We start from the raw sequence: 14,239 nt of genomic DNA, 5'->3' as shown, positions 1-14,239 counted from the left end.
CAATAAAAACGAAAAATGGGAAGTAAAACTCCCATATTTCTGATAGAACGTTCTAATTTTCCTGTGATATCTGTTCGTCTGTTAAGTCTGATACCTGTAAGAAGTTTTGATAGAAGTCACGAATTTCCTTCTTGTAATCCAACTGGGTCTGTTCAGGATAGAGTGTATCAGCAGCCCAGACCAGCCCTATTGCAGCAGTAATTCCATCTGGAATGGCGTACTTTGGTATTGAATAAACCCGGTTATTCTTAACTGCAGAGGTGTCTTTCCATGCTGAATCAGTTTTTATTTGTGAACTGAGATTTGAACTGTGGGTTATAATGACATCTGGATTCCACTTTAGCACATCTTCAACAGGGACTTTTATTGTCTCATCTGATGGATCTGCAGTTAATGTGACAGCATCCGGGTATACTATTCCACCAGCATCCCTGATTACAGAGGATATGATAGTTTTTGATCCGGTAGTACTATCTGGTGAACCTCCGGCATAGTAGACTTTGAGTTTTTTACTTTCAGGAATTGTAGAAACCTGGCTGGTGACTTTTTTTATGAGATCATCCCAGTAATCTCCTAACTCATCTCCTTCCTTTTCATTTCCTAACAGTTTCCCCATAAACCTGTATGAGTCAGCAAATGAATCCAGTGTATCTTTATCAACTGCTGCAACCGGAATGTTGAAAGTGTCCTGTTCCTTATCGATATTTGGGTCCTTTGTCAATGTAACAACAACATCTGGTTTGAGAGAGATTATCTGCTCATTATTAAGACCCTTGAAATACACCCCGGTGACTGGCAATGCTAAGACTTTCTTCTGGTCTTCAGGAGACAACATGTATGTCAGGGCTTTTGAGACCATATCAATGCTCGTCATCTTATCTGGAGCCAATCGCCATGCCATGTATGTGGGAGTCGGGTTTAGTGATGTAATGCGGGATACAGGACCCGGAAGAGATATTTCCCGATTTGAGAGATCTGTTATTGAAAATCCGCCACTCTGGTTTGTATTTTCTGTTGGAGATGCGTAAGAACACACACAAAAGACAGAAAGAATACAAATTGTTAAGATTGATGTCAAAATACGTTTGCCATTTTCAGTTCTACTTAAATCCATATAAGCGCCTTCATATACATCCTAGTGGAAATAATTTCTTAATTCCATTTAATACGTTTATCAGTATACTATATAATTTTTAATTATTTGTTAATTCATTTCGGTGAATAATATATCCTTGGAAATAGTTATTCTTGTATCTCTGTGATATTTTTGAAACCTTCTTATTTAAATAATAGACTCGGTTGACTCAGTACCATATAGTTCCGTTCATTGAGAGTAGATTGAAACATACCATTCAAAAAAGATCAATAAGAGAACTCTAATAAACAAAGGATCATTTATATCCTTGTTTAAGTGAATTTTGAAAATGTGTGAATAATAGGGCCGGTAGGAAAACCAACGGTGCTCAATGGATACACGTTCAAACTTATATATACTGGTAATAAGTATGTGTGCTCGATAAATTTTCTGTTTTAACTATAATTCCATACTTATCACACTAATTATTGGCATTCGGTATATCTCAAGGATATCATCGGTTCTTAGACTCATGATATTTCCTCCATTCCCGCGGACGAACCAATGATGGTGTAATCACCCAAAGATCGGAAAATATCTTCTTTTTTTTGTAGTGAGGAATTTTTTCACTGTTCAGCCTATATGATTGAACCCCGGATGTTCACCCTGGTTGTTTACATTCACGTAGATTTATATTCTATCTGATATATATTGGGCAATACCTGTGCAATACTTTGCTCAGTGGTGGGGTTCATATGCAAAGGAATATCTGGATAATACTCCTGATTTTCATCCTTTTCGGATGTGGGGGGTTAGCTGTATCTGCTGACCGAATGGATAGTACCTCTGGACACGATCTGTATACCAAGGTTTTAGCCAATAATAACAAGTACGTGAATCAGGGTTCTTCTGAACCTGATGTTGAAACAAATCCGTCTGCTCTTTCAAGTATGGAAAATGTCCCGGATGTCTGTTCATCCTCACCAGGATCATGGATGGATATCAGTATGCCTGCGACAATTACCTGTCCTGGATATTATCGCATCTCAAATGATTACACTGCTTTGAATACTTCTGAAACGGGAGTTACAATTGTCTCTTCAAATGTCATCCTTGATGGAAACGGGCATACTTTTTTTGGAAATGATCTTTCAGAAACAAAAGGAGTTGTTGTTCAATCCGATAGTAATTCTACATACCAGGGGGTTGTAATACAAAATTTCAGAACAAACCAGAGCTGGAGAGGAATTGTTTACGCGGCACTCTCAGGAGCAATCTATAATACCACTCATACCGGTGGCAGGGTTGGAATTCAGGCATCAGGTGATAATAACCAGATCATTGGAAATGTCGTTCAGAATCAGAGAAGTGGTATTAAAATTTTAGGGACGAATTACACTGTTCAGAATAATCAGGTGTATAATACCACGATCTGCTTTGATATCCAGGGATATACATTGCCACACTTCCTCCATCATATTGACAGATCAAACCTGGTAGATGGTAAGCCAATCGTATACTATTCAAACCAGTCTGATTTTACTGTCCAGACCGATACAGAACCAGCGATGATCATCATCGCAAATTGCAGAAATGTTACAGTACAGAATATCAGCGTAAACAATTCCTATATCGGATACCAGTTTGTTTGGGATAATCAGATTCATATAGAGAACATTTCAGATGCACGTTCCATGTATGGTATGGTTGCTCTCTCTGTTCAGAATGGGTCTTTTTCAAACTCATCATTTATAGGAAATTGGGATGGGACAGATATTCAGGATGGAGTGAACCTTTCTTTCTCCAATATTTCAATAAAAAACCCAACACTCAGTGGGTTATGGATCTATAACTCAACTCCAATCACAATTACCGGTTCATCGGTAAAAGATGCACGATCAGATCTCTATCCATATCCGATTCCCGGGATTATGGCATCGGGTTGTGATAAGGTTGATATAAAAAAGAGTTCTGTCTCAAATACGAGTGATTTTGGGATTGGAATTAGCAACTCTTCCCATGTTATCCTTGATGACGTTTTGGTAACCAAAAACGGACTGCTTTCATCAGAATGGAGTTATTTTGATAAAGCAGGAATTGCTATCCAGAATACGTTCGATTTTTCAGTTAAAAATTCAAGAATCACCCATAATTACGATGGTCTCTTTTTGCGGAATGTAACGATAGGTAACATTTCGGGGAATACGATTTCAGAAAACCAGCAGTCTGGTTTGATTGCAAATACAATCACAAATACAATACTGTATAATAATATTTTCAATAACTCGGCCAACGTTCTCATTGATCAGTATAGCCAGAATAACATCTGGAACATCTCGCTCACATCAGGAACCAACATTGTAGGGGGACCCAACCTTGGTGGAAACTTCTGGGCAACTCCGAATAGCACCGGTTTCTCCCAGACACATGCAGATCGGGGAGATGGTATTTGTACTGGTTCATTCACTCTTGCTCCCGGCCAGACCGATTATCTCCCGCTGGCAGTGTGGAGTCATCCACTAACCGCCGGTTTTGATGGAAATGTCACCCAGGGAGTTCCTCCGCTCTCTGTTTTATTCACTGATACCAGTTCTGGACAACCAACCCATTGGAACTGGAATTTTGGTGACGGGTCAGTCTCTCACGAGCAAAATCCGGTTCATACATACAGCGGGATTGGCAGATATACCGTGACATTAGAGGTAACTGATTCAACTGGAAGATCAGACATCATTCGAAAACCTGGTTTCATTGTAACAAATGGAGGAAGAGTTTCAGGACCGAATGGTATGATCTGGATATCCTCTACTCCATCAGATGCACTGGTGTATGTTGATGGAGCATACCTGGGAGTAACCCCTCTTCAATCCGTTGGGGTACCGGCAGGGATAAGGCAGGTTCATGTTACTAAAGACGGATACCATGACTGGACCGGATATGTTCAGGTACGTCAGGGAGTATTCAGTTACGTTCCCAAAGTGGTATTATGGCCAAATTAATATCTCATTAATTTCATTTTTTCCAAATAGTGCAGGGATTGTATCCAGCTAGTTATCTTTTGACAGGTAATCGCCGGCAAAGTATCCATTTATTGTAATATCCCCAGAATCAAGGATGCTCAGCTGAAATTATCCTTGCCCTCATGATCAAAAGAAGATCAAAATGTATTTCTTCTTACAGGAAATATGAAACATATGAGATCGGGGAATCTTTTCTTATGTGGTAAAAATTTTCATATTGGACTTTTATCCGGAACTGTTTTAATTTTGATGCTGTGCCTCTTCATTGGGCCTTGTAATGCAGATATGTCTGCATATAATTGGAATAACCTGGGAACAACATATTATAATCAGGGTGATTACACAGCTGCGATTAACGCATTTTTGAATGCGGTTGCTATCGATCCAAGTCTGGTTATAGCATGGAACAATCTGGGTATTGCGTATCAGGCTAATAATCAGTATTCTCAAGCGCAGGACGCATTTCGACGTGCAATCTCCATTAATAGTGGCTATGATGAGGGATGGTCAAATCTGGCCTATGTGTATCAGTATCAGGGGCGATATGATGACTATAATTATGCCATGAGGCATGTTAATCCGGGATTTGTCCGTCAGGGTATTATCTTCAATAATTTCGACAATCGGAATTATAATAACGGACATTACTCAGATGGATATAACAACTATTACGGTCCGGGATATCATAACAACTTCAATACCAACCAGAATGGCATAACCCTGATGCAATATGGAGGTTACAATACCTATGACCAGAATTCCCCTCTATATTACCGGTAATCCGAAGAATCCCTTTTTTTCATATTCATGCAAAGAGAAGATCATCTTTCAATATGCACTACCCGTCTCCGGTTCATTGGATCTTTCCTGAGTATCTTAAAAAAAAGAGATGTACCGTTTAAGGTTGAGTCAGTTGTTTCATAACTTCTTCTGTTGTTCGAATCTGTCCGATTTTAGGAAATATGGACGTGCATACATACTGGTGTTCTGCTTCAGTTACGGCTGTCATCGCATCTTCCACAAAGATCTGGTGATATCCGTGTTGAAATGCTTCTCTTGCGGTAGTGTCAACTCCAATGCCTGTAAAAAAAGAGCAGACCATCTTGGAGCCGTAAGCAACTACAATGTGAGTTAAAGAATGGTTAATATCCACTTTCGTGCATATTTTTATTCATTATCGTTATACCATTCGTTGATCTGACGACTGATGATCGAGAATGTCTCTTCCAGGAGGAAAATATCTGGATGCAATGCTGAAGGGATTTTGAATGTTTTGACTCCTTGTTCCTGCAATGTAAAGCATCCTTTTATGATCTCTTCCACATCACGTTCTCCATAGATGAGGAGCGAATCCTTGGAATTAGATTCTGGATTCCATGTCGGAAGTGTATCCTGAATTTCGAATAAGATATCAATATCCCGGGGGCAAACCCTATAGCTCCTCATGGCATTGAGTAGATTCCGGGTGTTCTCACTGTATTTTTTATCAAGTGAAGGTGAAATTCCGATTTTGTAATCTGCATCACTCAAAAGAGCCAGTCTGCCTCCAAGTGAATGTCCTATCGTAGTTACCTTTCCAAAACCCCGGCAATATGATATTACGCTATCAACATCTTCAGAAATGCCGGTGTTTAACGGGGTTTTGTTTTGTCCATGGCCCCGGAAATCAACAATACAGGCAATCAGATTATTTTCTGCAACTCTGTATCCTAACCCGAGCATTTCTTCTTTGCTTCCTCCGTACGAATGAAAAACTGCAGCAACTCCACGAGGGTGTTCTGGCTGTAATACAAGGGCCGGGATAGAATTGTTAAAATTTTTTATCGAAACTGGTTCTATGGTTATCGAGTGATCTTTGGTTGGCAAGGTGTTGTTCTCCATATGAAAGTGGGAAGTTGGAAAATAAATAGTTAGATGTCTAACTATAAGGCAATTAATCCATATTCATTAGTGGTCAGTTATTTGAAGAGCAGATCACAGATTTTGTTTTTTTCCAGGGTTGTTCTTAATCGATACGGTTCAATGGAAGTTGTGCCTTTTTGGAAATGTATTGGTATTTGGGGTTAGGGTCTCTGCTGATATTTCGTATATACCACCTGGTCCCCCCGGATAACCCAGTTCTCTTCTCTGATAAATTCAGTAGAGATTCCACTATGTCCTGGTTTAATCTTTACAAATATCAGGATCTATGAAACGAACGATACATTTGCTTTTTCGTAGGAAAAGGGTATGATTATCTTACCTGGAGGGGCGAAGATATTGGTCCTGGAACAACTGGATCTGAAGAGTCATTACCAGATCATTTCTTTACGTTATCTGAGGGGAAATTGAAGAAACTTTTACAGATATGGTTTAATCCGGTTTAAACTCTTGATTGCATATACTAGTTCAAATTGTTAACAACGCGATGCACCGTAGGAATCGGGAATTGATATGGAATGGATTACTCTCATGTTTGAGGATTATCAGTAATTGGGGAATCAGTCATAATAACACCAAATATATAGGTGCATTTTGCATTTTTTATGGTGATAGGAGACTTTTCTACCGAATATCTGATGAGAGTCCCATCCGGCTGTTCAATTTCAAGTATATTGGTGATGTACCGCTCCTGTGATATCAGATCCTTATCTCTATTCGTAAATGATGAAAGGTTATGAGGAGCAATGACCTCATGTATGTTCTTACCGATCGCAGCCTGCTCATCCAGTATGCCGAATAACTGGCAAAACGCCTGATTAATAAGAAAAATTTCCCCATCCATACGATAACAATAGATGGGACGCGGCATCTGCTCTACTGCACGTTTTATGATTTCAGTCTGAAGATATTCCTGCTCCTCCTTTTTACGACGTTCGGACATGTCAGAAACGAGCACATAAAACCTGAGTGAATCACCATAGGGAACTGCAGACATCCGTGCATTAAGAAAGACCGGATCTCCATTTTTTTTATATGCCCAATATTGTATCTCATGGAGTGATGATGGCGTTCTTAACATCCTCTCCACCATCTCTCTTACCTTCTTTTTCTCATCAGGATGGGCAATATCTTCAGGTTCAAGTGTTGCAATCTCCTCTTTACTATATCCCAGAATCTCAACGAGACGGTTATTGACGTAAAAAATTTCTGTCTCACTGGCTACCATGAGACCGTCAGACAAATTTGAGATCATCTCCCTAAAAAATTCCCTGCTTCTATGAATTTCTTCAATTGCTTCCCGTTCGGTAGTAATATCCTCAAGGATTACAGTATTCCCACCCGAACCATCTTCAAAAGTAGTTGGGACAATTCTGATATGGAAAATTCGTTGTGGATTTGAAAAGAGACGAATTTCGTTTATTTTATCAGGAGTATGGATCTGATTGGCAAGTTCATTGAGGAATGCAAGGACAGATGGATCAGGTAGAGCAATATAGCGTAAATCGTGATGAATAATCTGGTCCCGGTCAAGATTGATGAGTTGTATCATCGGATCATTTGCCTGAAGTATCTGAAATTCTTCATTTACAACCATCACCAGATCGGTTGTGTAACTGAGTAAGGCAGAGAGAGGAATCCGGGATGATGGGGTATATACTTTTGCCATACCAAAGGTCCGAAGATCAATATGTCCGGATGCGTGGAGTATATCCAGGTAACGTCCTACTTTATGCTTGTTCATCCCGACTTTTTCTGCAATATCCGTGATACTCATCCCTTTGGGGTTTTGGCGGAGGATATCTTTTATTAGAGTGAGATTCCCGGCTATCTTTTGCATAGATAAAGGATGGTTTACCCAACTGAAATAAATTTGCTTGATATTTGCAAACAAATGTTCATATAATGTTTCAGTTATTTCTACACGTATTTGTACAAATACTCAGATACTTTTTATATTAGTTATGGTAACTATTGATTACACAGAGGATCATGAATAATGATGCATACAAAAAGGCCCTCAAAAAAAAGAATTAGCATAATCCTGGTATTATTACTAATTCTTGGAACTGTAATACTGCCGGTTAGTGCAGGTACCAAGTTCCTCTCAGGAGCTCCAAATATTTCTGTCAGTATCACCGGGAGTAATGAATTTACTCCAGGTACATCTGTTCCATTAGAATTGTCCATTCAGAACAGCGGATTAAACACCCTAAAAATTGTTCAGTCTGATATCGTGGACAGGGAAGATCAACCAAGTACTGCAAAAATGATATCTGCTTCGCTTCAGGAGGGAAATGCTCCGGTTCTCATTAAATCTGATGAGCAGATGATTGGAGATATCACCGGCTCTGAATCCAAAAAGGTAGTGTTCCAGATCAGGGTGAAGGATGACGCTCCAGCCGGAAAATACATGCTGCCCTTACATCTGTCGTATACCTATCTCGCAGAAGCAGAACAACAAGGAACTGACAGCATCAGTTATCGGTATAACAAGAAGGATCTCACGGTAAACATACCATTCGAGGTAAAATCAGCAATTAATCTTGCTGTAATTAAGGTGACACCAGATACGATCAGTGCAGGCGGATCTGGGTATATTAATGTGAGTCTTAAGAATACCGGACGTGATACTGGGCAGGAAGCTATTGCCCTGATTAATCGAAGTGGGGATTCCCCAATAATACCTATTGACAGTACCGTCTATATTGGGACATTTTCACCTGGGTCAGTTGCTGATGTCAAATTCAAAATTTCAGTTTCACGGGATGCCGGGGTCCAGGAGTATCCACTCGAAATTCGTGTAAATTACAAGAATAGCGATGGGGATAATCTTGAAACAGAAGGTAAACGGATTGGTGTTCCCATCGGAGAAAAAACAGGCTTCTCAATAACAAGTCCGGTACCTGTGATTGGTCCCGGGAGTACAAAAACAATTGACATACATTACCGCAATACTGGTGCTACATCATTGTATAGTGCCGAGGTACGGTTAAGTGCTGTCGATCCTTTTACCAGTAATGATGACCGTGCGTACCTTGGAGATCTACATCCCGGTGATGTAGGCCATGCCAGGTTTGAGATAACCTCCTCTGATAATGCTGTAGAGAAGAAATATGCTCTTGATTCTGAAATCCGGTATCGGGATGCTCTGAATAAAACCCACATCTCTGATACTATAAAAGTGCCGATTACTGTTGCTCAAACTGATATCTTTGCAGTTCTTGCTTCAAATGCATATATTCTCTCACTGATAGTCGTAGGTATTCTTGGCTGTGGATATTTCCTGTTTTTTAGGAAAGTTCTGGGAAATCGTTCCTGATTGTAGGGGATTTCTATGAGTTTTCTTTTTTACAGACTAGCGAACTGCATTCTGAATCATCAGCGTGTGGTATCTGCATTCTTTCTTTCTGTTATTCTTCTCTCTTTAGTGGGAATGACTCTCCTTACCATGGAGACCGGTTCTAACACGTATCTTGATAAAAGTACACCGAAAGGAATCATTTATGATCATTATACTGAACAGTTTGATAAACGTACTCTGGTCCTTTTGATAGAATCAGGGGATTCCTCTGGTGTAGAGACCCTGAATTATATCGATTCCCTAAAAGAGTCAATTATAAACCTGCATCACGTTTCGAGTGTGTCAGCGATTACTGATCTCATTAAGGAACGCAATGGTGGGGTGATTCCTCAAAGCGAGGGTGAATTACAGGAGGTGAAAGCAGGTATTCCGGGTAATGTCTACACTATGTATACTCCTTCAAATTTGATCACCATGGTGATGATCAAACTGGATAATGGTATATCTGTGAGTAAAGGAAAGGAGACTGCAGCAGATATCCGTTCATTCTTACAACATACCGCTATACCCCCGGGGATTACCGTAACATTAACCGGAGAATCAGTATTTGATGAGGAGATGGAGAATGAACTGAGCCAGTCCATGACAACACTCATTCTTGCAGCCCTTATCCTGATGGTATTGCTCATGGCCGGATTATTTTCCTACGTGCGGTACCGGTTTCTCCCGGTTATCATGGTTGCAATCGGATTATTGATAACCTTCGGAATAATGGGATTATTGCATATCAAGATAAACATGGCAGTTATCGCTGCATTCCCTGTTCTGATTGGTCTAGGTATTGATTATGCAATTCAATTCCAGGCACGGCTGGATGAAGAATCCAGATTATCTTCTCTTTCAAGCGCTATCAGAACCACCATCGTCAGATCCGGGCCAGCTGTCATGTATGCAATGCTTGCTACATCGATGGGATTTGTGGCTATGTTTATCTCCCCGGTCCCGATGATCCGATCCTTTGGACTGGTTAGTATTATTGGAGTTGCGACGTGTTATCTCACATCATTAATCGGAATACCACTGCTCGCCCTTTACCTCCAGTATTCACCCAAAGAATCTGTATCAACTAAACCAAGGAGAACTGATCTGATTCTGTCTTCAGTAGCTGGAAAAATCGCAAGAAACCCGGTACCGGTATTGCTCATTGCGGCTTTTCTTGCTGTTGCAGGTATTCAGATTGACAAGACCCTTCCGGTTGATACCGATGAAAAAGCATTTGTTCCTCCTGATATGCCTGCCAAACTCATGCTCGATAAGGTTACGAGAAATGTGGGATCAACCGAACCGATACCGATCCTTGTACGAGGATCTCAAGTCACCTCCCCTGATACCATCAGATGGATGAAGGAGTTTACTGATAATCAATTGAAAAAACGACCCTGGATCACATCAGGAGTCAGTATTGCAGATTATCTGGCAGAATATAATAATGGTGTACTTCCTGATTCTGAAGAGGAGATATCAGCCATCATGGAGAAAATTCCAGATGACATCAAGGATGAACTGGTTTGTGGAAATCAGGAGGCTCAAATCCAGTTATATCCTAAAAAACTTGAAACTAGTCAGAAAGGGGTCCTTAAAGAGCAGATCTCCCGGGATATTGCATTGAATTATCCTCCCCCGGGAATAACTGCAACAATTACTGGTAATTATGATATGTATACCAGTCTCATTCAGGATCTTACTGAAAGCAAGGACAAGATGACCCTCTGGGGATTCCTTCTGGTGCTTGTGTTCCTGATATTAGTGTATCGAAATGTCAACGCAATTACACCTATCGTTCCGATCGTGTGTATTGTTGGATGGAATGCTGTTGCACTGGATATTCTTGGAATATCATATACGCCAATGACAGCCTGCCTTGGATCGATGACTATTGGGGTTGGTGCTGAGTACACTATACTGGTAATGGAGCGATTTTTAGAAGAAAGAGAAAAGACCGGTGATGCTATTTATGCTATTACTGAAAGTGTCAGAAAGATAGGATCTTCAATACTTGTTTCAGGACTTGCTACCTTCTTTGGGTTCTCAGCATTATTGCTCTCATCGTTTGTACTGATCAGTAACTTTGGACTGACAACCATTATTGCAGTGTTATTCTCCCTTATTGGAGCAGTTGTAATTATGCCTGCTATTCTGGCTCTTTTAAATCAGGTGTTACAGGCACAGGAAAAACAAGTTAAAAACATTTAACTTGGCCTTTGTTTTTATTCCAGGGAACTGAGAATCGTGTTCATGTAAATAGTGAAAATACGTTCTTCGTCAGTTTCAGTGGGTAAAATGCTGGATACTATTCAATATGGGTTATGATTATTGCAAAGGATCTTTTTCATATTGCTTTTTATCTTACTGCTCCCGGGTATATCTCTTCAATTATTCTCAGTAGGCCGGATATAAATTCGAATTCATGGTTTAATTTCTTAAAGGTTCACGTTTTTTGGGTCAATAATGTAATTATTTAGCCCAGTTATCTTGCCTCTTACTCAACCCCGGTGATGGCAATGATTGATGGGGGTTCCCTTATTCAGAGCCTGGTTTTTTCGTAGGTTCATTTTTCTTATGACTCAAACTTTTTACTCGGGTGTAACAGTCAGGGAATTACGGTAATGGAGAAGACCAGGATAATCATCTCATCATAGGATATACCCATCCAGGAGAATTCGGTGTGTAACATCTCCATTGTTCTGATGGATTATTAGTTTCTGGGATGTATCCATCCCATTGGAACAAGTGAAGGTATTCAAATCCGGAAGTTACCATCTATTACATATCAGATTCCTGCCGTTGGTTCCCGGTCAATTTCTCCGAAAAACCGGGAGAACAATTATTGCACGGTATCTCAAATATACAACAAGGTATGTATGACAGAACGGGATGAGGTCTTATTGGTTCTCAAACGTGAGGTCATCGGAGTGAAAGACCGGTTCGGTGTCAAGAGAATTGGCCTCTTTGGCTCAGTGGTACGAAATGAAGCCAACCATACCAGCGACCTGGATATTCTTATTGAATTTGACCCTGCTACGGTTTCATACCAAAAATATCTCGATCTTGAAAAGTTTCTTCAGTCATTGTTTACTCGTCCGGTGGAGATAGTTACCACCGATGGAGTCTCATCTTATATTCTCCCTGCAATTTCCCGTGAGGTTATCTGGATATGAAAGATGATCTTCCATTTCTCTATCATATTCTCGATGAAATCAATTATATCAAGGAAAAACAACCTCACGTTCCTGTGATGCTATTCGCCAGGATGAAGACTTAAGCAGGTCCATTCCCCCGTCTCTGGTTTCATGTAATACAGGTGATTTCCGAATTCTCTGGGTGATACCTTCTGATGGAGATATTTGTTTTTTCACTCTGATTTACCATCTTTGACCCCCTGGTACTTAGGAATTTATAAAAACCAAATTACTCCACCCCTTTCCCACCCACACCCAATCCAATCTCTGGAAAAGAACACCCGGAATTTACGAAAAAACGATGGGAATTTTATCCCACCATCACCACCGGATCCATTTCACAAGCCCGGACACATGACTCAGATGATCCATGGAAACCCCGGCAAGGACCATTGGATCAACCCGGATCTCCCCATCCTCTTCAATAATAGACTCTGCAACGATCCCGGCAAACTCAAGTGAAACCTCTGCAAGTGAAACATACTGCCGGTATACAAGATATGCAGCTACCCCGTTCAGGACAGCAAAACCAGATCCGATACCAGCCACCAGTTCAGCAATCACAGTCTCCCCCCGTACCTGAAAAGATCCTGAACTGACATATTCCCTGAGACAAACCCCCGGTTCTCAAGAGAACGATTACTCTCACTCTGCGATCCCAGAACCATGAGTCCGGTCCCGTTCACTGATGTCTGCCCGGAAAGCCCGCTACCAACCTGCCGAACAGTGTCAACCTCACCTCTCCTGATGATGCCGGATGAATAAACAGAAACCTCTCCCTCATCCTGATCATCCTGACCTGTAAGCAGAGTACAGACCTTGTTCAGATTAGATCCCTTCCAGATCGCAGAAGCAAAATCACTGAACAGCATTGGACCGGATGATATCACGGTGAGATCTGACTCAGTCTCATCACTTTCAGAAACTGACCGGTAAACCTCTGCCCTGTCTGATGCCATCACCCTGGATGCAAACGATCCATTCGCATCTGATCCAGCAGATGCAAGCATAACAGATCCGTCAGTGCTGATAGTCGTTGCAAGATAATCAGCACCTGCAAGTCCTGAAATGACAAGGCAGATCAGAGCTAAAGCACAATATTCTCCTTTCATATTCCCCCCGGATATGAAAAAAGAAGAGATCATGCCAGGATGGCAACCGTATCAGCCCAGGTCTCAAGACCGGTCCTGATAGCATCATTCTCGTAACTTGAGATGGTGACACTGTCCCTCTTGAATGTCACAGAGTAGAGTTCCCCGTTGCTGTGATGTGCCTTGATTGTGCAACTGAAGGAGTCTTCTGATGAATCACGGGATGCTGACACACCGGTGCCCATCCCAGTGGTGATCGAAGCATTCCCGGTGATCTGAGTCACTGCAGTATTGACAGCTGCCATAGACGGTCCCCGTACCGGAATGGATCCAACTGTCTTTGCTTCTGCATTCTCGTACACGATGGTTGCAGAATATGCTTCCTTGGTCTTCTCAACTGCCGGTTTTGCAGCCCCTGCAGATTCGTATGCCGTGCATCCCCAGGGATTGTTTTCAATAATATCCTGGATCAGTGCACTGAACGTAGCATAATCGGCGATTGGTGACGCAAGTTTTCGAGCAGCTGATTTTACAACGCTTTTCTGTGTGAAATCCCCCATTGTTTTCCCCCATGTCGCCTGACAAGCGAC

General features: G+C 41.1%; 12 protein-coding genes. 5 read left to right on the top strand and 7 right to left on the bottom strand.

Features of this window, described 5'->3' with window-relative positions; translation table 11 throughout:
- Positions 1-52 precede the first annotated feature (52 nt).
- Positions 53-1,036: an ABC transporter substrate-binding protein gene (locus DK846_RS06320; RefSeq protein WP_181391654.1), complete on the bottom strand. Its 984-nt coding sequence runs from the start codon at positions 1,034-1,036 to the stop codon at positions 53-55.
- 794 nt (positions 1,037-1,830) lie between these two features.
- Here DK846_RS06320 and DK846_RS06315 point away from each other — a divergent pair.
- Positions 1,831-4,074, top strand: coding sequence for a NosD domain-containing protein (locus DK846_RS06315; protein WP_146201158.1), 2,244 nt, complete (start codon positions 1,831-1,833; stop codon positions 4,072-4,074).
- 306 nt (positions 4,075-4,380) lie between these two features.
- The gene (locus tag DK846_RS06310; protein ID WP_181391653.1) at positions 4,381-4,875 is read left to right on the top strand and encodes a tetratricopeptide repeat protein; all 495 of its coding nucleotides are present in this window, start codon (positions 4,381-4,383) and stop codon (positions 4,873-4,875) included.
- Between the two features lie 118 nt (positions 4,876-4,993).
- Here DK846_RS06310 and DK846_RS06305 read toward each other — a convergent pair whose 3' ends face one another.
- The 3 genes from DK846_RS06305 to DK846_RS06295 all read right to left on the bottom strand — a co-directional run bounded on the left by DK846_RS06305 (position 4,994) and on the right by DK846_RS06295 (position 7,855).
- Complete coding sequence (locus DK846_RS06305; protein ID WP_219970659.1) at positions 4,994-5,197, bottom strand: isochorismatase family protein; 204 nt, start codon at positions 5,195-5,197, stop codon at positions 4,994-4,996.
- A gap of 65 nt (positions 5,198-5,262) precedes the next feature.
- Positions 5,263-5,961, bottom strand: a complete 699-nt coding sequence (locus tag DK846_RS06300; protein WP_109968087.1) for an alpha/beta fold hydrolase — start codon at positions 5,959-5,961, stop codon at positions 5,263-5,265.
- Between the two features lie 583 nt (positions 5,962-6,544).
- Complete coding sequence (locus tag DK846_RS06295) at positions 6,545-7,855, bottom strand: PAS domain S-box protein (RefSeq protein WP_109968086.1); 1,311 nt, start codon at positions 7,853-7,855, stop codon at positions 6,545-6,547.
- A gap of 159 nt (positions 7,856-8,014) precedes the next feature.
- Here DK846_RS06295 and DK846_RS06290 point away from each other — a divergent pair, with 159 nt between their 5' ends.
- The 3 genes from DK846_RS06290 to DK846_RS06280 all read left to right on the top strand — a co-directional run bounded on the left by DK846_RS06290 (position 8,015) and on the right by DK846_RS06280 (position 12,537).
- Positions 8,015-9,337 carry a COG1361 S-layer family protein gene (locus tag DK846_RS06290; RefSeq protein ID WP_109968085.1) on the top strand — a complete coding sequence of 441 codons (1,323 nt, stop codon included), beginning with the start codon at positions 8,015-8,017 and terminating at the stop codon, positions 9,335-9,337.
- 15 nt (positions 9,338-9,352) lie between these two features.
- Positions 9,353-11,572 (top strand): efflux RND transporter permease subunit, encoded by a 2,220-nt coding sequence (locus DK846_RS06285; RefSeq protein WP_109968084.1) that lies wholly within the window; start codon positions 9,353-9,355, stop codon positions 11,570-11,572.
- A 668-nt stretch (positions 11,573-12,240) separates the two neighbouring features.
- Entirely contained in the window at positions 12,241-12,537 is a 297-nt protein-coding gene (locus tag DK846_RS06280) for a nucleotidyltransferase family protein (protein WP_109968083.1), read from the top strand.
- 342 nt (positions 12,538-12,879) lie between these two features.
- On the opposite strand, the gene DK846_RS06275 is transcribed toward DK846_RS06280, so the two are convergent.
- The 3 genes from DK846_RS06275 to DK846_RS06265 are packed head-to-tail and all read right to left on the bottom strand — an operon-like array spanning position 12,880 to position 14,209.
- Entirely contained in the window at positions 12,880-13,122 is a 243-nt protein-coding gene (locus tag DK846_RS06275) for a hypothetical protein (RefSeq protein ID WP_109968082.1), read from the bottom strand.
- Positions 13,119-13,670: a hypothetical protein gene (locus DK846_RS06270; protein ID WP_146201157.1), complete on the bottom strand. Its 552-nt coding sequence runs from the start codon at positions 13,668-13,670 to the stop codon at positions 13,119-13,121. Before DK846_RS06270 ends, DK846_RS06275 begins: the two co-directional genes overlap by 4 nt.
- 29 nt (positions 13,671-13,699) lie before the next feature.
- Positions 13,700-14,209 carry a hypothetical protein gene (locus DK846_RS06265; RefSeq protein WP_109968080.1) on the bottom strand — a complete coding sequence of 170 codons (510 nt, stop codon included), beginning with the start codon at positions 14,207-14,209 and terminating at the stop codon, positions 13,700-13,702.
- Positions 14,210-14,239 lie beyond the last annotated feature (30 nt).

The sequence above is a fragment of the Methanospirillum lacunae genome (assembly GCF_003173355.1).
In the GTDB taxonomy this organism is placed as follows: domain Archaea; phylum Halobacteriota; class Methanomicrobia; order Methanomicrobiales; family Methanospirillaceae; genus Methanospirillum; species Methanospirillum lacunae.
The sequence above is the reverse complement of the archived record's forward strand: the minus strand, read 5'-3'. Positions and strand labels throughout refer to the sequence as shown.